Annotated in this window: 22 protein-coding genes and 2 riboswitches; of the genes, 17 read left to right on the forward strand and 5 right to left on the reverse strand. The window is 60.5% G+C overall.

The features are described from left to right. Nucleotides 1-52 precede the first annotated feature (52 nt). Nucleotides 53-667 carry a cob(I)yrinic acid a,c-diamide adenosyltransferase gene (gene cobO / locus BLS30_RS11790; protein ID WP_244464934.1) on the reverse strand — a complete coding sequence of 205 codons (615 nt, stop codon included), beginning with the start codon at nucleotides 665-667 and terminating at the stop codon, nucleotides 53-55. 42 nt (nucleotides 668-709) lie between these two features. After that, nucleotides 710-930, forward strand: a riboswitch (cobalamin riboswitch). Nucleotides 931-1,026: 96 nt separating this feature from the next. Between cobO and BLS30_RS11795 the strand changes: the two genes are divergently transcribed. From BLS30_RS11795 to cobJ, 7 genes are read left to right on the forward strand one after another with little or no spacing between them, the layout of a single operon-like run. Then, a complete protein-coding gene (locus BLS30_RS11795) occupies nucleotides 1,027-1,386 on the forward strand; it encodes a DUF1636 family protein (protein WP_170832473.1) in 360 nt (119 codons plus the stop codon). Next, entirely contained in the window at nucleotides 1,386-2,420 is a 1,035-nt protein-coding gene (cobW, locus tag BLS30_RS11800) for a cobalamin biosynthesis protein CobW (RefSeq protein ID WP_090228985.1), read from the forward strand. Before BLS30_RS11795 ends, cobW begins: the two co-directional genes overlap by 1 nt. 5 nt (nucleotides 2,421-2,425) lie before the next feature. Continuing rightward, nucleotides 2,426-5,659 carry a cobaltochelatase subunit CobN gene (gene cobN / locus BLS30_RS11805; RefSeq protein WP_090228988.1) on the forward strand — a complete coding sequence of 1,078 codons (3,234 nt, stop codon included), beginning with the start codon at nucleotides 2,426-2,428 and terminating at the stop codon, nucleotides 5,657-5,659. Then, complete coding sequence (gene cobG, locus BLS30_RS11810; RefSeq protein WP_090228990.1) at nucleotides 5,656-6,822, forward strand: precorrin-3B synthase; 1,167 nt, start codon at nucleotides 5,656-5,658, stop codon at nucleotides 6,820-6,822. Before cobN ends, cobG begins: the two co-directional genes overlap by 4 nt. Continuing rightward, on the forward strand, nucleotides 6,822-7,451 hold the full coding sequence (locus BLS30_RS11815; RefSeq protein ID WP_046479024.1) for a precorrin-8X methylmutase: 630 nt from the start codon (nucleotides 6,822-6,824) through the stop codon (nucleotides 7,449-7,451). The genes cobG and BLS30_RS11815 overlap by 1 nt, the downstream gene beginning before the upstream one ends. Nucleotides 7,452-7,456: 5 nt before the next feature. After that, on the forward strand, nucleotides 7,457-8,182 hold the full coding sequence (gene cobI / locus BLS30_RS11820; protein WP_046479023.1) for a precorrin-2 C(20)-methyltransferase: 726 nt from the start codon (nucleotides 7,457-7,459) through the stop codon (nucleotides 8,180-8,182). Then, nucleotides 8,179-8,928: a precorrin-3B C(17)-methyltransferase gene (gene cobJ / locus BLS30_RS11825; RefSeq protein WP_090228994.1), complete on the forward strand. Its 750-nt coding sequence runs from the start codon at nucleotides 8,179-8,181 to the stop codon at nucleotides 8,926-8,928. Before cobI ends, cobJ begins: the two co-directional genes overlap by 4 nt. Here cobJ and BLS30_RS11830 read toward each other — a convergent pair. After that, a complete protein-coding gene (locus BLS30_RS11830; RefSeq protein WP_090228996.1) occupies nucleotides 8,904-9,650 on the reverse strand; it encodes a cobalt-precorrin-6A reductase in 747 nt (248 codons plus the stop codon). The genes cobJ and BLS30_RS11830 overlap by 25 nt on opposite strands. Here BLS30_RS11830 and cbiE point away from each other — a divergent pair. From cbiE to BLS30_RS11880, 10 genes are all read left to right on the forward strand, one after another. Further along, a complete protein-coding gene (cbiE, locus tag BLS30_RS11835) occupies nucleotides 9,649-10,830 on the forward strand; it encodes a precorrin-6y C5,15-methyltransferase (decarboxylating) subunit CbiE (protein ID WP_090228999.1) in 1,182 nt (393 codons plus the stop codon). The two genes, BLS30_RS11830 and cbiE, sit on opposite strands and share 2 nt — an antisense overlap. Further along, nucleotides 10,827-11,204: a cobalamin biosynthesis protein gene (locus tag BLS30_RS11840; protein WP_090229000.1), complete on the forward strand. Its 378-nt coding sequence runs from the start codon at nucleotides 10,827-10,829 to the stop codon at nucleotides 11,202-11,204. The genes cbiE and BLS30_RS11840 overlap by 4 nt, the downstream gene beginning before the upstream one ends. Further along, entirely contained in the window at nucleotides 11,201-11,983 is a 783-nt protein-coding gene (cobM, locus tag BLS30_RS11845; RefSeq protein ID WP_046479018.1) for a precorrin-4 C(11)-methyltransferase, read from the forward strand. Before BLS30_RS11840 ends, cobM begins: the two co-directional genes overlap by 4 nt. Then, complete coding sequence (locus BLS30_RS11850) at nucleotides 11,983-13,314, forward strand: cobyrinic acid a,c-diamide synthase CobB (protein WP_046479017.1); 1,332 nt, start codon at nucleotides 11,983-11,985, stop codon at nucleotides 13,312-13,314. Before cobM ends, BLS30_RS11850 begins: the two co-directional genes overlap by 1 nt. Continuing rightward, nucleotides 13,311-14,069 (forward strand): uroporphyrinogen-III C-methyltransferase, encoded by a 759-nt coding sequence (cobA, locus tag BLS30_RS11855; RefSeq protein WP_090229004.1) that lies wholly within the window; start codon nucleotides 13,311-13,313, stop codon nucleotides 14,067-14,069. The genes BLS30_RS11850 and cobA overlap by 4 nt, the downstream gene beginning before the upstream one ends. A gap of 120 nt (nucleotides 14,070-14,189) precedes the next feature. Next, nucleotides 14,190-14,867: an energy-coupling factor ABC transporter permease gene (locus BLS30_RS11860; RefSeq protein WP_046479015.1), complete on the forward strand. Its 678-nt coding sequence runs from the start codon at nucleotides 14,190-14,192 to the stop codon at nucleotides 14,865-14,867. A 60-nt stretch (nucleotides 14,868-14,927) separates the two neighbouring features. Beyond that, a complete protein-coding gene (gene cobF, locus BLS30_RS11865; protein WP_046479014.1) occupies nucleotides 14,928-15,695 on the forward strand; it encodes a precorrin-6A synthase (deacetylating) in 768 nt (255 codons plus the stop codon). Between the two features lie 80 nt (nucleotides 15,696-15,775). Beyond that, a riboswitch (cobalamin riboswitch) is annotated at nucleotides 15,776-15,999 on the forward strand. 241 nt (nucleotides 16,000-16,240) lie between these two features. Further along, nucleotides 16,241-18,505: a TonB-dependent receptor gene (locus tag BLS30_RS11870; protein ID WP_210184032.1), complete on the forward strand. Its 2,265-nt coding sequence runs from the start codon at nucleotides 16,241-16,243 to the stop codon at nucleotides 18,503-18,505. Nucleotide 18,506: 1 nt separating this feature from the next. Beyond that, nucleotides 18,507-20,033, forward strand: coding sequence for a PepSY domain-containing protein (locus BLS30_RS11875; RefSeq protein WP_082101127.1), 1,527 nt, complete (start codon nucleotides 18,507-18,509; stop codon nucleotides 20,031-20,033). Nucleotides 20,034-20,200: 167 nt separating this feature from the next. After that, nucleotides 20,201-20,413 carry a TOBE domain-containing protein gene (locus BLS30_RS11880; RefSeq protein ID WP_046479012.1) on the forward strand — a complete coding sequence of 71 codons (213 nt, stop codon included), beginning with the start codon at nucleotides 20,201-20,203 and terminating at the stop codon, nucleotides 20,411-20,413. A 39-nt stretch (nucleotides 20,414-20,452) separates the two neighbouring features. On the opposite strand, the gene BLS30_RS11885 is transcribed toward BLS30_RS11880, so the two are convergent. The 3 genes from BLS30_RS11885 to BLS30_RS11895 are packed head-to-tail and all read right to left on the reverse strand — an operon-like array spanning nucleotide 20,453 to nucleotide 23,327. Further along, on the reverse strand, nucleotides 20,453-21,265 hold the full coding sequence (locus BLS30_RS11885; protein ID WP_090229439.1) for an ABC transporter ATP-binding protein: 813 nt from the start codon (nucleotides 21,263-21,265) through the stop codon (nucleotides 20,453-20,455). Continuing rightward, entirely contained in the window at nucleotides 21,262-22,308 is a 1,047-nt protein-coding gene (locus BLS30_RS11890) for a FecCD family ABC transporter permease (RefSeq protein ID WP_090229010.1), read from the reverse strand. Before BLS30_RS11890 ends, BLS30_RS11885 begins: the two co-directional genes overlap by 4 nt. Further along, the gene (locus BLS30_RS11895) at nucleotides 22,266-23,327 is read right to left on the reverse strand and encodes an iron ABC transporter substrate-binding protein (protein ID WP_046479010.1); all 1,062 of its coding nucleotides are present in this window, start codon (nucleotides 23,325-23,327) and stop codon (nucleotides 22,266-22,268) included. Before BLS30_RS11895 ends, BLS30_RS11890 begins: the two co-directional genes overlap by 43 nt. Nucleotides 23,328-23,368: the final 41 nt, after the last annotated feature.

A 23,368-nucleotide genomic window follows, 5' to 3' on the forward strand; every position in this document is an offset into this window, starting at 1 on the left:
GGGATTTCACTTAAGGTTATCCTTGTAGGCTAGAGTTCCAAGGGTAAAACCCTCAAAACTCCACGCCCGGCTGGGCTTTGATGCCGGCGCGGAACGGATGTTTGATCAACGACATCTCCGTCACGAGATCGGCAATCTCGATCAATTCGTCCTTGGCGTTCCGGCCAGTCAGGACGACATGCGTGAGCGGCGGCTTTTCATCGCGAAGAAAGGCGACAACCTCAGCAATGTCCAAATAATCGTAGCGCAGCGCGATGTTGATCTCGTCGAGCAAGACCATCCGGAGTTCTGGATTGAGGATCATCGCCTTTGCTTTTTCCCAGCCGGCACGGGCTGCGGCGATGTCGCGTTCGCGGTCCTGTGTTTCCCAGGTAAAGCCCTCCCCCATCGCGTGAAATTGACAGAGGTGAGGAAAGTGGGTTTCGATCAACCGGCGTTCGCCGGTGTCCCAAGCGCCTTTGATGAACTGCACCACAGCAGAGGGAAAACCGTGCGCAATGCAGCGCATGATCATGCCGAAGCCGGAAGAGGATTTCCCTTTACCCGCACCGGTGTGAACAATAATCAGTCCCTTCTCGCCTTCCTTCGTTGCCATCATGCGATCGCGCGCAGCTTTGATCTTGGCCATTTTGGTTGCGTGACGCGCGGCTAAGTCTGTCTCATCCATCGCCATACTTTTCCTTCATCTTGACAACTGACGGCGTTCGGCTTCAGTTGAGGCATTGTTGGTCCTGTCTATGACAGGCGAAGAGGGAATGCGACAAGCACTTGAGCCGGAATTGCTCAAAAGCTTACAACGCAGCCGCCCCCGCGACCGTGACCGGAGAGGACGTTCAACGCCACTGGCAAAAGCTGGGAAGGCCGAACGTCCGCAGGATTAAAAACCCTACATCCGCAAGCCGGGAGACCTGCCAACAGCGTGACTGAAACGGGCGAACGGGGTGTTTCGCGACCGGCAGGTGAATCGCCTGATACCGGGCGTCTTCCCCTTCTGGCTTTAGCACCTCTCGTCCCTGCTGAAGGGGCCTGATGGCTACGATCCTTGTCTGCACGACCTGCCGTCGCGGCGCGACGATTGAACCCGACGACGCTTGTCCCGGGCAGTTGATGCTATCCGCGCTTGAAGCCGCAGGGATACCCAAAGGGATGCGTCTGCGTCCCGTGCAGTGCCTCTCCGCTTGTTCGCAAGGGTGCGCGGTTGCGCTCAGCGGCCCAGGTAAGTGGACTTACGTCTACGGCCGGCTCGATCCCGCCGAACACGTCCCGGACATTCTCGATGGCGCATCCAAATACGCGGCCAGCGAAGACGGCATCGTGCCGTGGCGCGAACGTCCGGAAATTTTCCGCAAAAACTCGCTCGCGCGCATTCCCCCGATGGAGGACTAATGACCGACCTGTCAAAAATTCCCGTCAGCGTTATCACCGGTTTTCTCGGCGCGGGCAAAACTACGTTGATCCGCCATTTGATGCGCAATCCGCAGGGCAAGCGTCTTGCGGTGCTCGTCAACGAATTCGGTACAATCGGTGTGGATGGCGAAATCTTGCGATCTTGCGCGGACGAGAATTGCCCCGAGGAAAATATCGTCGAACTCGCGAACGGCTGCATTTGCTGCACGGTCGCGGACGATTTCATTCCGACGATCGAGGCTTTGATGGCGCTGCCGCAGCAGCCCGACCATATCCTCATCGAGACGTCCGGTCTGGCGCTGCCAAAGCCGCTGCTGAAGGCGTTCGACTGGCCTGCCATCCGTTCGCGCATCACTGTCGATGGCGTTATTGCTGTCGCGGATGCTGAGGCGGTTGCAGCCGGCAGGTTTGCACCGGACGAGGAAGCAATCGCCGCACAACGTGCTGGCGATGAGAGCATTGATCACGAAACCCCTCTATCCGAGGTCTTCGAGGATCAGATTGCCTGCGCCGACATCGTGTTGTTGAGCAAGGCGGACCTTGCGGGAGACGAAGGGATTTCGGCGGCACGTGCTTTGATCGAAGCCGAAGCTCCGCGCAGGCTCCCGATCCTCTCGCTGACAGATGGTGTGATCGACCCGCGTGTCATTCTTGGGCTCAACGCCGCGGCCGAAGATAACCTCGACGTGCGGCCCTCTCACCATGACGGCGCCGACGATCACGAGCATGATGATTTCGACTCCGCGATTATCGATCTGCCCATCTTGGCCGATCCTGAGAGTGTCGCAGAGGCGATCCGCCGCCTTGCGCGAGAGCGCGACATTCTCCGCGTGAAAGGATATCTCGCGATCCGGGACAAGCCGATGCGCATGCTGGTGCAGGCCGTGGGTGAGCGCGTGCGCATGCAATACGATCGTCCATGGGGCGACCAGCCGCGCCGTTCCCAGCTCGTTGTGATCGCTGAGCATGATGCGATTGATCCGGCGGCAATCCAGGCAGTTTTCGAGGCCTGATCACCATGCATGTCGTCTTCCGAGAAAGTCACGATCTGGAAGAGACTGCGACCCCGCAAGACCTTGGCCAAGGTCCTGCGGATTTGGTGGTGCTGTCTTACTCCGACAGTGACTTGGGGGCCTTCGCGGCGGGATGGCAACGCGGTCGGGCAAATCTGCCCGGTCTGCGCTTGGCCAATCTAGCGGCATTGCGGCATCCCATCTCGGTTGACACGTACGTGGATCAAACGCTGAGTGGGGCGAAGGGAATACTCGTTCGGCTGATCGGCGGAGAAAGCTACTGGTCATACGGACTAGCGGAACTCAACGCACTCGCGCGCAAGCGCGGAATTGCTTTGGCTGTTTTGCCGGGTGACGGTCGCGACGACGACAGGCTCGATGAACTCTCCACGTTGCCTGTTTCAACGTTGCGAAGATTGTCGGCGCTTTGCGATGCAGGTGGCGCGGTTGCTGCTCAAGCAGCCCTGGCACAGCTCGCGTTGGCCGCTGGACTCTACGCGGCGCCTGTTCCAGGCGATAAACGGTTGCCTGACTGCGGCTTCTACGAGCCCGCGCGCGGCGTTCAAATGTCGCCGCCCGATGGCAAAGCGATTGTGCCTGTCATATTCTATCGTGCCTATCTGGCAGCGGCCGACACAGCGCCGATAGATGCACTGATACACGAACTGCGGGCACGAGGTTTTCAGGCGGTCGGCATGTTCGCACCGTCACTAAAAGCTGCAGGCGCGCGCATATGGGTCGAGGTTGCCTTAGAGCAAATGGCTCCGGTCGCGATCGTGAACGCGACGGCCTTCTCAGCGCGTGGCGACGATGGGCGCTCGCCACTCGATGGACCGGGATGCCCGGTGTTTCAGGTTGCGCTTTCGACCGCCGAACGCGCGTTGTGGCTGGCTTCGGAGCGAGGGTTATCCCCCTCTGATCTTGCCATGCATGTGGTGCTTCCCGAAGTCGATGGACGCATTTTCGCGGGCGCCGTGAGCTTTAAATGTGGGACGCAGCACGATCCGGATCTGCAGTTTTCTCGCAAGATTCACCAGCCTGATGAGACGCGCGTGCGCGCGGTCGCCGATCGCGTCGCCCGCTGGCACAGCCTTGCTACGGCGAAGGCGGAGGCTCAAAAGCCGGCGCTGATATTGTCCACCTATCCGGGCAAGGAATATCAGCTGGCGCATGCGGTGGGTTTGGACGCGCTGGCGTCGTGCGAAGCAATTCTTCTCGACCTTGCACGCGAAGGCTATGCCGTCGAGCCGGTGACAGACCTTGGGCGCACACTGAGTAAATCGTATCTGACGTGGTCGCTCAGCGCGTACCGCAATGCCTTGGACCAACTCCCCGAAGGCCTGCGCGCTGATTTGCAACGCGCTTGGGGAGACCCCGATAACGATCCCGCAGTCGTCGATGGAGGATTCCACTTCGCCGCCATCAGGAGCGGAGAAGCGGTGATTGCTCTCCAGCCGGAACGTGGACTGAGGGAGAGCCGTGATGACGACTATCATGATCTCGCACGCGTCCCCCGCCACGCATACGTGGCCTTTTACCTTTGGTTACGTGCGCAGGGCTTCTCGGCGCTGATCCACATAGGGGCGCACGGCACCTTGGAATGGCTGCCGGGAAAATCCGTCGCCTTGTCGGACACGTGCTGGCCGCAGGCGTTGTTGGGTGACCTGCCGGTTCTTTATCCGTTCATCGTCAACGATCCGGGGGAGGCAGCACAAGCCAAGCGACGGCTCGGTGCCGTCACTTTGGGACATATGCCGCCGCCGATGCGCGACAGCGCCGTGCCGGAAGGTTTGTCTCAACTCGAAAGGCTCTTGGATGAGTATTCCACCGCAGACGGGCTTGATCCCGCGCGGCGCGACCGGCTCATCGCAATGATCCGCGCGGAGGCGCAGGCCAAAGGAGTGGAAGCAGACCTGGGCATCAACGAAAATATAAGCGCGGCCGAAGCCATTGTGAGAATTGACCGCTTCGTTTGCGACATCAAAGACAGCGGATTTGGCGACGGTCTCCACATCTACGGCGCGCGCGAAGGGGAGAGAGAGGGACTACACTCAGCACTGGCCGGCCGCCGGGTGCCGCCCGGACCCTCAGGGTCTCCCTATCGCGGACACACCGATGTCCTCCCCACGGGACGCAATCTCTTCAGTGTTGATCCGCGCGCGGTGCCGACCCGCGTTGCGTTCGCGCAGGGCGTGAAGAACGCGGAAGAATTGGTGCGTCGTCACCTACAAGATCATGGCGATTGGCCGCGCGGTCTGGTAATCGACCTGTGGGGATCGGCGACGATGCGGACTGCGGGCGAAGAGTTCGCTATGGCGCTTCACTTGGCAGGACTGACGCCACGTTGGGACGGTGCCTCCGGGCGCGTGACAGGGTTCGAGATCGTGCCCCCGGCGCTGCTGAACAGGCCCAGGATTGATGTGACGCTAAGAGTTTCCGGGCTTTTCCGCGATGTCTTTCCCGGCCTCGCACAGATGTTCGAAGCCGCGGCAGCGGCGCTTGCTGATCGCGACGAACCCGTCGAAGAAAATCCTTATGTGAACCGGGTTCCCCGCGTGTTCGGACCCAAGCCAGGGTTGTACGGCTTGGACTTGGGGACAGCCGTTCAAGATTATTCTGATGAGGGGCGTCGCACCGCTGGCGAAGCATGGATCAGAGCTTCGGAATGGTCGATCGATGTCAGTGGCGAAAGCCACCTGGCGAGAAAAGCCCTGGAGAGCCGTCTCAGAAGTGCCGACGCGTTTGCGCACGCACAGGATTTACCCGAAACCGACGTCCTTCTCGCGGCCGATTATGCTGGTCACGAAGGAGGCTTTGCCGCAGCGATGTCCGCGCTGGGGCGGTCTTCGGTCGCGCTCTACCATCTGGATACCACCCGACCGGAAACACCACGTGCACGCACATTGAGCGAAGAGATAGCGCGTGTTGTCCGGGCCCGTGCCGCAAATCCTGAGTGGGCGGCGGGGATGATGCGTCACGGTTTTCGCGGCGCTGCGGAACTCGCCGCAACACTCGATCACCTCGCAGCCTTCGCGCATCTCGCGCGCAACGTACCGGCGCACCTGTTCGATTTATATCATGACGCGACGCTGGGCCGTGGTGAGGTTGCCGACTTCATTGCGCGTGAAAATCCCGACGCGTTCCGTGCGATGCAGGATCAGTTCCGCGCGCTCCGCGACGCAGGGCTCTGGCAAACACGGAGCAACTCCATCGCAGCGAGCTTGGAGGTCGAGCCATGAGCACGAACTTCCTCGTCAAAGGCTGGTGTCCAAATGCGCTGCGTCCCATGGCGTCTGGCGACGGACTAATCGTCCGGATCAAACCCCCGGGCGGACGCTTGAGCGCGCGTGAGGCCTCTGAGATTGCGAAGCTCGCATCACGCTACGGGAATGGAGTCATAGATATCTCAAACCGTGCAAATCTGCAGGTGCGCGGGGTGCGTGAGCAAAGCTATGACGGATTGCTCTCCGGTTTGATGGAACTCGACCTTATCGACGCGAATGCCGATGCAGAGGCAAACCGAAATATCATCGTCACGCCATTCGCTGTCACGGACGATTTGGCCCATACCCTCGCTGAAGATCTGTCCCACGCACTGGCCAAGCCCAACGCCCCGCGCCTACCTGGGAAATTTGGTTTCGCGATCGATATCGAGGAAGCACCGGTCCTGCGGTCCGCTCCTGCCGACATTCGTTTCGAGCGCGCTAGCGATGGATCACTCGTATGCGTCGCGGATGGTGCGGGTACGGGCGCGATCATTGCGCCAGACACAGCGGTGGAGGCGGCGGTCGCTCTCAGCCGATGGTTCCTGGATACTGGCGGCATGGTGGACGGACGCGGCCGTATGGCGGCGCACATCGCCCGGGGCACGCCTCTACCGGAACGTTTTACCGCCGTACCGCGCAAGCCGGAGGCGGCTTTCAAGCCAACGCCCGGCCAGACAGAAAAGGGTTGGCTCGTCGGTTTGGCCTTCGGTCAGATGAGTGCGCAAACGCTTGCCGCGCTCGCCCAACTGGGGCCGCTGCAACTGACCCCTTGGCGAATGGTGCTCATCGTTGGCCTTCATCAACGCCCTGAACTTCAGGACGTGATCACTGACGCCGATGATCCCCTCAACCGGGTTGTCGCCTGCGTTGGCGCACCGAGTTGTCCGCAAGCCCATCAACCGACGCGATCGCTGGCGCGCATGCTGTCCGCCCACGTGCCGAACGGCAGTCAGCTTCATGTGTCCGGCTGCGCGAAGGGATGTGCACAGCCTACCCCCACGCCGCGAACACTCGTGGCCGGTCCGACTGGATTCTCTCTCATTCGTCATGGCCGCGCTGGCGATGATCCGATCGGTGCCCCTGTGTCAGCGGAAGCGCTGATTGCGAACCCCACACGTATCAACGAGGCCGTCTGATGGCGCATCTATATGAAACTGACGGTCAGGCGATCTACCGGCAATCGTTCGCGACGATCCGCGCCGAAGCCGACCTTGCGCCATTCTCCTCTGACGAAGAGCCGGTTGTCGTGCGCATGATCCATGCGGCCGGATTGGTTGGACTAGAAGAGCATGTCCGCTTCACGCCAGGCATGGCGACGGTAGCGCGTAAGGCGCTTCAGGCAGGAGCGCCGATCCTTTGTGATGCACGCATGGTTTCGGAGGGGATTACGCGTCGCCGTCTCCCAATGGACAACGCAGTGATCTGCACGCTGCAAGATCCGCAGGTGCCTGAGCTCGCAAAGGCGATGAGCAACACGCGCTCGGCGGCGGCTCTGGAATTATGGCGTCCGCATCTGAAGGGCGCCATCGTCGCGATAGGGAACGCGCCGACCGCACTCTTCCACTTGCTCAACATGCTTGAAGATCCGAAGTGCCCGAGACCTGCGGCGATTATCGGCTGTCCCGTAGGATTCGTTGGGGCAGCTGAATCCAAGGCGGCCTTGATGGCAGCCACGCCTGCACCCGCCCTCATCGTCGACGGGCGTCTTGGGGGCTCAGCCATCACGGTGGCTGCGGTCAATGCGCTTGCAAGTGCGGAGGAGTAGCGGCGATGGCCAGGATCATCTGCACAGGGCTGGGGCCCGGAGATCCCGAATTGATGAGCGTCAGATCATATCGCCTGATTCAGTCCGCGCGTCAGATCGCCTTTTTCCGTAAGAAGGGTCGGCCCGGCGTAGCGCGCCAGATCGTGAACGGGCTCTTGCCAGAGAACGTCATCGAACACGCGATGGAATATCCGGTCACGACCGAAATCGCGTTCGATAGTCCGGAATATGTCGCACAACTTGCTGCATTCTACGACGACTGGGCCGCTCGGCTTGCGGCCCTCGAAGGCGAAGTCATTGTGCTGTGTGAGGGAGACCCATTCTTCTATGGCTCCTTCATGCATCTGCACACCCGCTTGAAAGGGCGCACGGAGGTCGAGATCGTGCCGGGCATTTCGGGCATGTCCGGCTGCTGGACCGCCACAGGCGAACCCATCACATGGGGTGATGATGTTCTGACGGTTCTGATGGGCACGCTGCCCGAAGACGAACTGACCCGGCACATCAAAACCGCGGATGCGCTGGTCATAATGAAAACCGGACGCAACCTAGCAAAGATCCGACGCGCTTTTGCTGCAGCCGACAGGCTGGACGACGCTTGGCTCGTCGAACGCGGCACGATGGATGGACAAAAGAAGGTCCGACTCGCGGAAGCAAAACACGCTGAATGTCCCTACTTCTCCATCGTGCTTTTGCACGGTAAAGGCCGTCGGCCGGAGGTGCGGGAATGAGCGATGTATTCTTAAATGGATCGCTCACCATCGCCGGTCTGGGGCCGGGCGATACGGCCATGATGACGCCGGAGGTCAGCGCGGCGATAGCACAGGCTAGTGATGTCGTTGGGTACAATTCCTACGTCGCGCGAATTCCGCCGCGCGAGGGCTTACGGCTCCACGCTTCCGATAACAGAGTAGAGCTTGATCGCGCACGCCATGCATTGCAACTCGCCTCGGATGGCGGCCACGTGGTGGTCGTATCGTCAGGCGATCCAGGCGTTTTTGCGATGGCATCCGCGGTGTTCGAAGCGTTGGAAAGCGCCCCCGAATACCTTGACGTCGAGATCCGCGTGCTGCCCGGGATCACGGCGATGCTCGCCGCGGCCGCACGCGCAGGTGCGCCCCTTGGTCACGACTTCTGCGCCATAAACCTGTCGGACAACCTCAAACCGTGGGAGCTCGTAGAGCGCCGACTGCAATTGGCGATCGAAGGCGACTTTGCTGTGGCTCTCTACAACCCACGTTCAGCAAGCAGGCCTCAGCAGTTCGCCCGCGCCCTAGAAATTTTACGCGCAGGATGTGGGCCGGATCGGTTGATTACGTTCGCGCGCGCAGTCACGACGCCTGACGAACGGATCGTGACCGTGCCCCTCTCCGAGGCGAAAGCGGACATGGCTGACATGCGCACGGTTGTCATCGTCGGCAATTCCGCGACCCGGCGGGTCGGACGATACGTCTACACACCGAGGTCCGCGCCATGATGTATCCAAGCCATCACGGTCTCAACGCTGTCGGTCACATTCCGGTTCGGAAGCACCGGGCGGTCAATCATGATCACCGGCAACCGCAGACGGCGCGCGGCAACAAGCTTCGCTTCGGCACCTTCGCCGCCCGAATTCTTCGCAACAACATGCGTGATGCGATGCGTGGTAAGCAGCGCCTCATCTTCCGCAATGCTGAAGGGGCCGCGCGCGATAATGGCGAAGGCGTCTGGCAGCGGAAGAGCGCCGGGCGTGTCCGCCAACCGCAGCAGATAGTGATGATGCGGGGCGGACGCGAACGTCGAAAGGTTTTGCTTCCCGATGGCGAGAAAAATTCGCGACGGCGCTTGTGGAAGAGCCGCGACGGCCGCTTCGATATCCGGCACGCGCTGCCACTGATCTTCAACTTCGGGAGCCCAGGGTGCGCGCTCGAAAGCGAGAAGCGGAACCCCCGTGATTTGACATGCGGTGATCGCGTTCCGGCTCATCTGCGCCGCGAATGGATGCGTCGCATCGACGACCTGCGTGATCGCAGCCTCGCGCAAATAGCGGGCCAGCCCCTCAGCACCACCAAAGCCACCGACCCGCGTCGGAAGGGGTTGCGCCTTCGGCAGGCTGGTGCGTCCGGCATAAGAGAACACAGCGTCCACCCCAGCCTCTGCAAAGACTCGGGCCAAACGACTGGCTTCCGTTGTGCCGCCCAGAAGGAGGACGCGTGTCATGACTGATCCGTGGCTTTCGATAATCGGCATCGGCGAAGATGGCGTGAAGGGCCTGTCTGATGCAAGTCGCAGTGCATTGGAAGGCGCTGAAGTCGTCTTCGGAGGACCACGCCACCTGGAGCTTGCGGAAATCGGTGGGCGGGGGCGTCCTTGGCCGGTACCTTTCTCTATAAAACCAGTACTTGATTTACGCGGTCGCAACGTTGCCGTACTGGCATCTGGCAATCCCTTCTGGTACGGCGCCGGGAGCACACTGGCAGAGTGTCTCGGAGCCAGCGAGTGGCGCGCGTTTCCCACACCTTCGACATTTGCAATAGCAGCGGCCCGGCTAGGGTGGCGGTTGGAAGAGACCCACTGTGTTGGTCTTCACGCCGCCCCCTTTGAACGACTGCTTCCACACATAGGTCGCGGGCGACGCCTGATTTGCCTGATGCGTGATGCGGCGGCCGTTACGGCACTGGGCCAGTGGCTTGATCAAAGAGGCTTTGGCAAGTCGATGCTCTGGGTCATGGAGGCGCTCGGCGGCCCCAATGAGCGCATTCGGTCTGTTCACGCGGTCGATCTCGCTTTCAACGATATGCGGGCGCCAGTAGCTCTCGCGATAGAGGTTGCCGGAGCCGCAGGAAGGCAGCGCAGTTCCGGTCTGCCGGACGATGCATTCGCGCACGACGGGCAGATCACAAAACGCGCGATCCGCGCTGTCAGCCTTTCTAGTCTTGCGCCCCGTCACGGCGAGCACTTATGGGACATCGGCGGTGGTTCCGGTTCGGTTTCAATCGAATGGGCATTAGCGGGCGGCACCGCGACGACCATCGAGCCGAAAGCTGAGCGCGCGGAAATTATTCGCATGAACGCTGCCCAATTCGGTGTCACGGAAGCGGTCAAAGTTGTCGAAGGCAGTGCCCCCGAGGCGCTAAACGACCTGGCGCATGCCGACGCGGTGTTCATCGGCGGCGGCGCATCAGATGCGCTGCTGGAGAAGCTCTGGAGCGTCCTGTCCCCGGGAACGCGCCTCGTCGCCAATGCAGTCACGCTTGAAAGCGAAAGCCTGATCGCCGGCTGGCACGGGCGCTGCGGTGGCTCCCTCATGCGCATCGAAACTGCGGAAGTGCAGCCGCTCGGGCAGAAGCGCGGATGGGTTTCCGCGCGGCCCGTAACTCAGTGGAGCGTAACGCGATGAGAGTGGCAGGTTTGGGGTTCCGACAAGGCGCGACGCAGATGGCATTGGCCGACGCGCTGGAGAAGGCGCGCGCGTTTGCAGGCGAGGTCCCCATTGCGGCGTTGGCGACGCACGTCAGCAAGAGCGGGCATCCCGCGATCCAGGCGCTTGCGTCAAAGTTCGCGCTGCCGGTTCTGTCGCTGGATGAGCGAGCCCTTTCCAGTGTGCAGACGAAAACGCAGTCCGAGCGCGTCACTGCGCTTTTTGGAACTGGAAGCCTTGCTGAAGCGGCAGCGCTCGCTGCTGCCGGAGCGGGCGCACGGCTGGTGTGTCCCAGGGTGATTTCATCTGACGGCATGGCAGTTGCCGCAATCGCGGAAGGAGCTGGACCATGACGGTACATTTCATCGGAGCTGGCCCCGGTGCAGCTGACCTTATCACGTTGCGGGGACGAGATCTCATCGCAGCTTGCCCAGTTTGCCTCTATGCGGGATCACTGGTTCCTGAAGCGTTGTTGAGCCACTGCCCGCCGGGCGCGCGGATCGTCAACACGGCCCCCCTATCACTCGACGAGATCATTGCCGAAATCGTCAGTGCGGATGAGGCTGATTTGGATGTCGCGCGATTGCATTCCGGCGACCTGTCTGTTTGGTCCGCAATGGGAGAACAGCTGCGACGCCTGCGTGAGCTTGGCATCGCCTACGACGTCACACCGGGCGTACCTGCGTTTTCCGCGGCTGCAGCCGCGCTGGGTCAGGAACTGACTTTGCCCGGCGTTGCTCAGTCGGTGATCCTCACGCGAACGTCGGGGCGCGCAACGGCTATGCCTGAGGGGGAAACGCTCGCGGCATTTGCGGCGACCGGCGCGACGCTCGCCCTGCATTTATCGATCCATATGTTGGATCGTGTCGTCGCGGAGTTGATCCCTCATTACGGGTCGGATTGTCCCGTCGCCATCGTATGGCGCGCAAGCTGGCCCGATCAGCGGATTGAACGGGCGACCCTCGCCACGCTCGACAGTGCAATCGGTGAGGAACTCGAACGCACAGCTCTCATTTTTGTAGGCCGCACGATCGGGGCGGAACGCTTCGACGAAAGCCGCCTCTATGCAGGCGACTATGACCGCCGCTATCGGCCCGTCGGCACGAACCCAAGATTCCCGGAGGGCGCGTGATGGCTGGCCAGTTGCCACCTGGATTGATGATCTCCGCACCCCGTTCGGGAAGCGGAAAGACGACCTTGATGTTAGGCCTCTTGGGCGTACTCCGCCGTCGGGGTCGCGACGTCCAGCCGTTCAAGAGCGGTCCGGATTATATCGATACAGGTTTTCACACAGCAGCCATCGAAGCGGCGAGGCGTTCGACCAATCTCGATACCTGGGCTATGGGCGCAGCTGAGATATCTCATCACGTAGCCACGGCTGCAGGAGCAGATCTTATCCTCGCGGAAGGCTCGATGGGCCTCTTCGATGGTGTCGCGCGCACAGGCGCATCCGGCACTGGTGCAAGTGCTGACCTCGCGGCCATGATGGACTGGCCAGTGGTTCTGGTCCTCGATGTCTCCGGGCACGCGCAATCGGCAGCCGCAGTGGCGCTCGGCTTCGCGACCATGCGCGCCAATGTAAAGCTCGCAGGTGTCGTGCTGAATCGTGTGGCGAGCGCACGCCACGAGGCTTTGGTCCGAGCAGGGATGAAGGACGTTGGCATCACGGTACTTGGTGCATTGCCGCGCCAGAAAGAAATCGCGGTTCCCGAGCGGCACCTGGGCCTTGTGCAAGCCGAAGAACAAAGCACGCTTCCATCCATCTTGGCGGAAATGGCCGACTTCATTGAGAAGCATCTGGATATCGACGCACTAGTTGCAACCGCGGGCGTGACCACGCCTCAGAGCGGTCAAACCACCAACGGTACCTCTCCTCCCGGCCAACGTATTGCGCTAGCGCGTGACGCCGCGTTTTCCTTTGTCTATCCGCACCTCCTCGAAGCCTGGCGGAAGGCCGGAGCGGAAATCATTCCGTTTTCCCCTCTGGCGGATGAGACACCCGATCCGGACGCCGACTGTTGCTGGCTCCCCGGCGGATACCCGGAACTTCATGCTGGGCGCATCGCGCAGGCAAGAAAATTCCGTGAAGCTTTGAAAAACTTCGCCGCAACGCGTCCGGTTCACGGCGAGTGCGGAGGCTACATGGCGTTGGGCGAGGCTCTCATCGACGCCGACGGGCAACGGCACGAGATGACTGGCTTACTTGGCCTTGTCACCTCCTACGAAAAACGCCGCATGCACCTCGGATACCGGCTCGCGACTTTGACGGCACCCATTCCCGGACGGCAGCCCGGGGCGCGGCTTCGTGGGCACGAGTTCCACTATTCCACCATTCTCACACAACCCGATGAGCCGCTTGCCGACGTCGTCGACGCAGAAGGCACGCGTGTTCCCGAGACGGGCTCCCGCCGCGGGCATGTAACCGGGAGCTTCTTTCATCTTATCGCGGAGGCAGCGGCGTGAGCGGTTTCGTCTCTTTCGTATCCGCGGGCCCCGGCGATCCTGAGCTGCTGACGCTAAAAGCGGTCGATCGGCTGCGGCGTGCTGACGCCGTGCTTTTCGACGACTTCTGTTCGGGTCCGATCCTGACGCACGTTCGCGATGGCGCCGATCTGGTTGGTGTCGGAAAACGCGCGGGGCGCACGTCGCCCAAGCAGCATCACGTCAGTCGTTTGTTAGTCGACTATGCACGGACGGGTGTACGGGTCGTGCGGCTTAAGTCCGGAGATGCGGGCATCTTCGGCCGCCTCGAAGAAGAGATAACAGCGCTCGCCGCCGAAGGGATCGAATACGAAGTGATCCCAGGCGTGACGGCAGCTTCGGCCGCGGCGGCCTCCGCAGGTATTCCGCTCACGCGAAGATTGGTCGCGCGCCGCGTGCAATTCGTGACGGGGCACGATGTCACCGGCGCGTTGCCTGAGGATTTGAACATGGCAGCGCTGGCCGACGCAGAAGCCACGACAGTGGTCTACATGGGACGGCGGACATTCAAAATTCTGGCCGAGCGGTTGATTGCAGCAGGTCTGCCCGCAAGCACGCCTGCCCTTCTCGCCGAAGCAATCTCTAGTCCTGACCAGCGGCTCTACCGCAGCACCGTCGTGGAGTTAGCCCAAGAGCTTTCCTCTGAAGATCAGTCATCAGCGCCGGCCTTGATCCTGTTCGGCGCTCTTGCCCCCGAACTATCCACAGCCAAAGCGGAGGAGATAGCCACAGACTGACAACGCAAATCTTTTCCAAGCCACGCAACACGGTCAGAAGGCCTCTGCCGGCTGACGCGAAATGCATCCAACTTGACCTTGATCGACCGATCGCCGTCCAGGACGGCTAGGAGACCTGACATGCACATCGAACCTGGTATCGTAACCGGCGCGAAAATCGCGCTCAGCTACGCCACAGCCGCAGGCGCGGGCGCCTACACCCTAAAATTGGCGGTCGATACGCTGCGCACCAAAGGATTGGCCTCGCTTGCCGTGCGCAGTGCCGCGGCTACCGCGCTGGTTTTCTCGTTTTTTGAAGTGTTTCCACATTACCCGGTTGGGGTTTCCGAGGTTCATTTCATTCTCGGTTCGACGCTCTTTCTGATATTCGGAGCCGCGCCCGCTGCCATTGGATTGGCACTTGGCCTGTTGATCCAGGGACTGCTTTTCGCACCGTTCGATTTGCCACAGTACGGGATGAACGTGACCACGCTTCTGGTGCCTCTTTTTGCCGTAGCAGCATTGGCCGAACGCATCATTCCAGCAAAGACTCCCTATGTTGATCTCACATACCGTCAGACACTCGCGCTCTCAACGGCCTACCAGAGCGGTGTCGTGCTTTGGGTTGGCTTCTGGGCGCTCTACGGACATGGATTTGCTGCCGACAATCTCAACGCGATCGCGATGTTTGGCGGTGCTTATCTTCTGGTCATCGTGGTTGAGCCGTTGGCGGACCTGGCCGTTCTTGCCATCGCCAAGACATTGCATGGCTTCAGGGATTCCGGCCTTGTCACGCCGCGCCTTCATCATGCGGCCTGAGATTGAAAACCTTTATATGGGCCGCACGGGCATCGTTACGTGCGGCCCCAAAGGCAAACTATGACCGAATTGCTTCTCGTTGGGATTGGAACCGGAAATCCGGAACATCTGACGTTGCAGGCTGTGCGCGCGCTCAATAGCGCCGATCTGATTTTGATCCCACGAAAGGGAAAGAACAAAGCCGACTTGGCGGAGTTGAGACGCACGATATGCGAAGAGGTCATCAGCAACCCCGCAACCCAGATCGTGGAATTCGAACTCCCGAAACGTGACGCCGATAATCCCAATTATCGCCAAGGCGTGGACGACTGGCATGATGCGATTGCATCGGTATGGGCAGAAGCAATGGATGGCCTGCCGGATCAGGCGCGTGTCGCGTTGCTCGTCTGGGGTGATCCTTCACTTTACGATAGTACGATGCGCATAGCCGCGCGCCTCAAACCTGCGCCGGAGATATCCGTTATTCCAGGCATCACCTCGATGCAGGGTCTGACAGCCGCACATAAAATTCCACTCAACACCATTGGCACGCCCGTCCTGATCACAACGGGACGGCGCTTGCGCGAAGAGGGCTGGCCGGATGGCGCGGATCGTTTGCTGGTCATGCTGGATGGGGAGTGCAGCTTTCAGCATATCCCGTCAGATGGGGTGATGATCTGGTGGGGCGCATACGTTGGCATGCGGGAAGAAATTCTCTTGAGCGGCGCCTTACGCGAGATGATGGATGAAATCGTTGAGACGCGTGCTGCCGCACGGGCGCATCATGGCTGGATCATGGACATCTATCTGCTGAGCCGTGAGCCTGAAGGTGATGGGGAAAGCGCGTAGGAGCGTTGCATTCCTGTCCCCCTCTGTTCATAGCCTCTGTGTACCGCAGATTTAGCGTTGACATCCGTTTCAATCTAACGCGTTTTAAGAGGCGTAACGGTTTCGCTATGTGCGCGAGCATGTAGATGACGAAGAGGGAACACGGTGAGGTACCTTAGCGTATCAACGCCGTGGCTGCGCCCGCAACTGTAAGCGGCAAGTCTCCTCCAAACATGCCACTGGCGCTTCGCGTTGAAGCCCGGGAAGGTCGGAGAGAGATGTTCGAGCCGCGAGCCAGGAGACCTGCCGTTGCGAGTCGCCCTTTCACCGTGCGGGCCGCGCGGATGAACGGACCACCCGAGTGGCGACTGATGTGCAACCGATTGGGAGCAGCGTCAGGCATGCCTAGGGTCTTGAAAACTCACTGACAGACTTAAAAGAACCGCGCAGTTCAACACGCGCGCGCCTGTGTCGTTGCAACCTGTTGCCGCGGCCAGCGTGGCTGCTCTGCGTGGGCTAGGAAGTGTCCGCCGTTTCTCCCGTCCATAGTCTGTGACGGGATCATCATGTCGAATGTCCTTGGAATACCTTCACTACACGCTTCGCGTTTGAGCCTATTAGCACTTGCCGTCGTCGCCCCCGGCTTCGCTGGCAAAGCCATGTCGCAAACTGCGCCAGCAGCCAATGAGGCGGTGGAACTCCCCACCATCGAAGTGACGACGCAGCAAACCTCTTCGGCGAAACCAAAGCCGAAAAAGCCTCAGGCCGGGGCAACAGCGGTGTCGCAACCGATCCCGACAACTCTCGCCGAAACGGCATCCGCCAGCACGGGGCAGGGAGAAACGAAACCTGGCTTGAACCTCGATGCACCCGCTGCAACAGGCAGTCGGCTTGGGCTGACGCCGCTGGAGACGCCAGCGAGCGTGGAGATCATTCCCGCGCAATCCATTCGCGAGCGTGGACAGCAGTCTGTCACAGAAGCAGTCACCCAGAACGCCACCGGCTTTACATCTGCCGCAGCTCCCGGCAACGGCGGCAGCAGTCTCACGGCTCGTGGGTTCGTCGGCCATGGTTCGGTGATGCAGCTTTACGATGGCACGCGTCTTTATGTGGGCTCGGGCACCGTTTCGTTTCCCTTCGACACGTGGTCGGCCGAACGCATTGAAGTGCTCCGTGGTCCGGCCTCTGTTCTTTATGGAGAAGGCGCAATCGGCGGCGTCGTCAACGTCGTGCCGAAAAAGCCGACCGACTATTTTACGCATGAAGCCGAGATCGCGATCGGCACCGAAGCCACGAAACGCTTCGGCATTGGTTCTGGCGGCCCGATCAGTGACAGTCTCGCCTATCGCTTCGATGCCAGCGGCATCAAGTCTGACGGCTGGCTCGATGACGAGGGAGACTTCAGCTCAATCGCGGTGTCTGGAGCTCTGCGGTGGCGCCCGACGAGCGACTTGTCCTTCACCGTTTCACAAGACTACGGCGATCAGTCCCCTCTGCGCTACTGGGGCACGCCGCTCATCAACGGCACGGTGCCGGACAGCATTCGCTTCAAGAGTTACAACGTCCGCGACAGCGACGTTCACTACCGGGATAACTGGACCCAGTTCAAGACGGAGTGGAAACCGGCAGATTGGATTGAACTGAGCAACACCGCCTACCGTCTGACCAGCAACCGTCACTGGCGCAACGTCGAGTCCTATGCGTACAACGCGGGCCGTATAGATCGGTCCTCCTATATCGAGATCTTTCATGATCAGGAGCAGATCGGAAATCGGTTGGATGCCACGGTCCGCACTGCTCTTCCGGGCGGCGTCAAGAACGAGATGGTGGTCGGCTTTGACGTCAACCGCATCGATTTCCGCCACACGAACAATTCTCCATACAGCGGCGCATCCGATGTCGATCCGTTCAACCCGCATCCGGGCTGGTTCATAAACACGGACGGTACACGTCCGAAGTTCGATACCGAGACCTCGCAGTATGCGCTCTTCGCCGAGGATCGGCTGAAGCTGTCCAACCAACTTTCGCTCGTGGCTGGCATCCGCCTCGACCGGCCGACGATGGAGCGGCACGATCTCATAACCGGAGAACGCTTCACGAAGGAGTTTTCAAACGTCACATGGCGGGCGGGCGCGGTTTACAGCCCGCTGCCGGGGCTTGCGTTTTACGGGCAGTATGCGACGGGCGTCGATCCCATTGGAGGACTGATCACGCTCAGCAAATCAAACGCTGAGTACGATCTTGCAACGGGGCGTCAGATTGAAATCGGCGTAAAACAATCGTTCTGGAACGGACGAGGCGAATGGACCCTGGCAGGCTACGACATCGAGAAGAAGAACCTTCTCTCGCGCGACCCTGACAATCCGGACATCGTCCAGCAGGTTGGTCGGCAATCTTCGCGTGGCGTTGAAGCTTCGCTTGCCCTGCAGCTCACCGACACGCTCCGATATGAGGGCAACGTCGCATTGCTCGAGGCGCGCTATGATGAGTACATCGGCTCAGGCGGAATCAACTACGCCGGCAAGCGCCCGAGGAACGTGCCGGAGCAGGTCATCAATAGCTGGCTGACTTGGGCATTTCTTCCCGATTGGGAAGCCCGCATCGGCGCACAGTGGGTTGGCTCCATCTACAGTGACGATGCCAACCTCGTGGAGCGCCCCGACTTCACGGTCGTTAACCTGGGTCTCGACTATCACGTGACCGAAAAGAGCGCAGTTTCCCTGCGCGTCTTCAACGTCTTCGACGAGGTCTATACGACGGGCGGGAGCACAACCGAGTGGCAACTTGCACCCCCGCGCTCGGCTGAATTGAGCTACCGGATCAAGTACTGACATGATCCGGCTTGAAGGACCCCGCGCCTTCACCACTCCGTCGCGCGCGCCCAATGGTGTCGCGCGGCGGACGGTGAAGACCGCCAAGCGCTGGCTGTACCTCTTTCATCGTTGGCTAGGTGTGGCGACCTGCGTGCTCTGCGTCATGTGGTTCTTGTCGGGCCTCGTGATGCTCTACGTGCCCTTTCCGAATTGGAGTGATCAGGAACGCATCGCGGCACTTCCAACTGTCGATACGGCGCGTGTGAATGTCACGCCGGACGTCGCGTTGGCCAAGGCGGGAACGAACATCTACCCGACCGCCTTCCGGCTTGAAATGCTCGGAGAGACGCCGGTTTACCGCATCGTGGCAGGTGGCAAACACGTCGTGATTTCCGCAGAGACGGGAGACGAGATCGGGAGCGTCAGTGCAGAGGACGCCGCGCAGCATCTGTTCAAGGTCTTTCCTGGCGTCTCCCACCGCCTGATGGAGACGCTGGACCATGACCAGTGGACGGTGACACGCCGCTACGACGCGCACCGCCCGCTCTATCGCTTCGCCATTGATGATGGCCGGGGGACAATCGTCTATGTGTCCTCCCAAACCGGCGAGATCGTGCAGAACGCGACGCGGACCGAACGCTTCTGGAATTGGCTCGGGGCGATCCCGCATTGGATCTACTTCACGCCAATTCGCCGGGATCAGCAGCTATGGCGTCAATCCGTCATGTGGCTCTCGGGCCCCCTCGTCATAGGTGCGATCACAGGGCTCTGGATCGGCATTCTGAGACTACGCGTACGCAAACCGTACAAGGGCGGCCGCGTCACGCCCTATCGCGGCTGGATGAAATGGCATCACATCGGAGGACTGGTGGGCGGGATTTTCCTGACAACCTGGATCTTCAGTGGATGGCTCTCCGTCAATCCATTCCAAATGTTCACACGCACGCAAGTCACGCAGGAACAGCGGACGGGCTACGCTGGTTGGACGCCGGCGAGCACCTCAGGTGTAACACCCGAAGCCCTCAACGCTGTTGGCCGGCAGCAGCCCACGGACATTTCGTTTTCCTGGATCGGCGGACAGCCCTTCATAATCGCGCGCAATCACAGCACGACAGCACTCGCAGAGGCGAAAACCGGCGTCACAACGCAGATAGAAAATGACGTCTTATTAGAGGCGGCGCGCCACGTGCGGCCCAGAAACCAAATCGTCGAAACGGAAGTCCTCACCCAGGAAGACGTCTATTGGTATTCGCATCACCGACAACGACCGCTCCCGGTCATCAGGGCGATGTTCGACGATCCTGCGGCGACATGGTTGTTCCTCGATCCGGCGACGGGAGCGATCGCGGGCCTAAGCGACAGTAGCGGCAGGATATACCGCTGGTTGTTCAACTTCTTTCATGACTACGACCTGCCGATCTTGCTGCGCAACCAGCCCGCACGAGACATCATCATTTGGGTGTTGTCCCTCGCCGGACTCGTCATTTCGGTGTCGGGCATTGTGATCGGATGGCGAACGCTTAGACGCAGCGCAAAGCGCTCTTGACCAGGTGGCTGAGAGGGGAAGAACGCGGGTTAGCCCTAGTTTCCCGTAGTTGCGCCGACGGATTGTCTAACGGCGCGTACTGGCGCTATCGTCGCAAAACCGGTCGGCGCTTTGGCTCCGCTCCGGTTCGGAACGTTCGAAAGCCTCTAACCGCAGGAGACCACCCCATGAAGTTGAGCGCACGCAACGTGCTTTCCGGCACAGTCACCGAGATCAAGAAGGGTGCCGTGGCCGCACAGGTCAAAATCGATGTCGGTGGTGGCAACACCATTACCTCGACGGTCACGGTTGATGCTGTCGAAGACCTCGGACTGGCACCGGGCAAGCCGGTTAAAGCCGTCATCAAAGCCAGCGAGGTGATCCTCGGTATCGATAGCTAGAGTGCTCGGCTTTCCGATAAGAAGCCCTGGCAAAGCGTGTTAGCGCAGGCGGCCCGTTTCGTAATCGGGCGCACAAAGGGTGCGTCCGCCATCCAGGTCGACAAGGGACACGTTGACCCCGTAGACGGTTTGCAATGCCTGCGGTGTAAGCACTGCCGCAGGCGGTCCTTGTGACATGAGGCGTCCGTTATGCATCAACGCGACGGTGTCCGCGACGCTGAAGGCATGATCGGGATCATGGGTGGAAAGCACGATGGCAAGGCCAAGGCCTTTGAGACGTTTGATTTCCGACAGCACGGTAACCTGATTGCCGAAATCCAAGCTCGCCGTCGGTTCATCCATGACGATCGCCGGAGCATCTTGCGCCAGGGCCCGCGCGATTAAAGCGAGCTGCCGCTGCCCACCGCTGATGCGTGTGTATTCCACTTCGGAAAGTTCATCGATGCCAAGCGCGCCCAAAGCTTCATGGGCCTTGCTGCGATCTGCGGGAGACGGCGCGGCGAAGAGACCGAGGTGGGCCGTGCGCCCCATCACCACCATATCGATGACCCGATAAGGGAATTGAGCGGCATGCGCCTGCGGTACGTAGGCAACCCGACGTGCGATGTCGGCACGAGCGAGAGAGATGATTGGTTGCCCGTCGATCAGCACCTCGCCGGCTTGTGCCGGTAGCAATCCCAGCATTGTCTTGAACAATGTTGTCTTGCCACAGCCGTTAGGGCCTAGCAGGCAAAGGACCTCACCGGGAGCAATGCCCAAAGAGATGTCTCGGCCGACAGCGTAGCCCGGATATCCAGTGCCGAGCTCGCGCGTGACGATGATGGGTGTGCGAAGGGGAGCTGCTTGGTTCATGACCATCCGTCCCGGCCGCGCGCAAGCAACCAAAGGAAGAACGGCGCACCAATAATCGCCGTCAGAATGCCGAGCGGGATCTCCGTAACCGTGAGGGACCGCGCCACCGTATCGACCAAGAGCAAATAACCGCCGCCCATCAGCATGGAAGCAGGCAACAGGCGTTCGAAGTTCGGGCCCACGAGCATGCGGGCGAGATGTGGAATGACGAGACCGACCCAACCGATAACGCCAGAGATGGCAACGACACTCGCGGTCATGAGCGTCGCGGCAAAAATCACAACGAGCCTGAGTTTGCTTGAATCAACGCCGAGGGCCTTGGCCTCTTCATCTCCGAGCGAAAGGACGTTGATGCGCCAGCGCAGCAGGATGAGAGGAATGAGCGCGATGAGAACGAGCGGCGCGGCGTTGATAACGTCGGCATTGCGGATGCTGGACAAGCTGCCGAGCAGCCAGAAGACAATGGCCGGCAACTGATCGTAGGGATCGGCGAGGATCTTTAAAAGCGAGATCGCCGCACCCGTAAGGGAACCCACAACAACCCCGGCCAGCACGAGCACCAGGATCGGCTCACGCCCCCGCACCATGCTGGCAATGAGATAGACCACGCCAACAGTGGCCAGCCCCATTGCAAACGCCGAAAATTGAATGGCCCATATCGGCAACGAGAAGAAAATACCGATGACGGCACCGAGCCCGGCGCCCGATGAGACGCCGAGGATGTCCGGCGAAACGAGCGGATTCCGAAAGAGACCTTGATAGGCAGCACCGGCCGCGGCGAGAGCCGCACCCGCGAGAACACCCGCAAAGACCCGCGGCAGCCGGATTTCAAATAGAACGGTGTCCGTGGTTCCGATAGGATCTTGTCCGGTGAGCCAACGCCATATGGCGGCGAGCATCTCACCAAAGCTGATGGGATAAGCACCTGTGGATGCCGCCACGGCGATCAGGACGACGAGCAAGCCCGTCAATCCGAACAAGATGGCGGTGGGATGCTCGCTCAGCGTGCGCCGGCGTTCGAGGGTGCTTGTCCCTTCGACCATTCGATCAGCGTCTCCAATTCGGCATCGCTCAGATCCACGTGGTAGAATAGCTTATAAAACTCACGCGTCATGGCGTTGAGATCGCCGCCGAGTTTGTCAGGATAGAAAAGACCCGCAAGCCATTTCAGGCCGATGACCCGATTGATTGACGGTGGCCGGTCAATCCACCCGAACGGTGCCACGGGACTGAGGTAGACTCGCCGACGCTCGACGGCTTCTATCCCCGACCACAACGGATCTTTGTAGACATTCTCGTAAAAGATCGGGTCCCAGGTGATGATGGTGTCGGGGTTGGCGACGATTACCTGTTCGATGGACGCGCGCACGATGCCGCGCTGACCGGGCGCGTCGGCAACGTTCCGCCCGCCCGCACGTTCGATGATTTCAGTATTGATTGATCCTTTGACGCCCGTCTCAAGTCCATCCGGGCCACGGGCTAGATAGACGCGGGGACGATCGCTCTCGAGTATGGATGCGATTACAGAATCAATCTCGTTGAAAGTTTTCTCAACATAACTGGCGAGTGTTTCGGCGCGCTCCTCAACGGCGAGGATTTTGCCGAGCAACCGCAAGGATGCGGGAGTCGCAGCAAACCGTCCATCGATCAGGGCATACGGGATGCCCGTCTGCGACTGTACTGCGTTGGCAAGCGAGATGTAGGTGTCCCGCACCGAGCCGAAATCAAGAATGAGATCGGGCTTTACGCGCAAAACGACTTCGAGATTGGCCGTGCCGCCTCTGCCCGTAAGGCGCCCGAGTGCGGGAAGGTCGCGAAAAGGCTCTGCAACATAAGGAGCCTCGGCCGGACGCAACGGGTTTGGCCAGCCGGTCATTTTCTCCGGAGCTAGGACATAGAGTAAAATCGAAGCCGGGGGCCCCGCCGCGAAGACCTTGGTGATCTGCTCCGGCACATTGATGGGGCGCCCACCGGAATCGACAAGCTCGCGCGCCAAAGCGCTTGAGCCTGACAGCCAAGCCAGAGCGAGAAAACAAACCTTGAGCTGGCGGTATATCGACACGAGCGACCTGCTAGTTGGAATGCACGGGGGAGAGTAGCCGC

Source organism: Filomicrobium insigne, from assembly GCF_900104305.1.
Classification (GTDB): Bacteria; Pseudomonadota; Alphaproteobacteria; order Rhizobiales; family Hyphomicrobiaceae; genus Filomicrobium; species Filomicrobium insigne.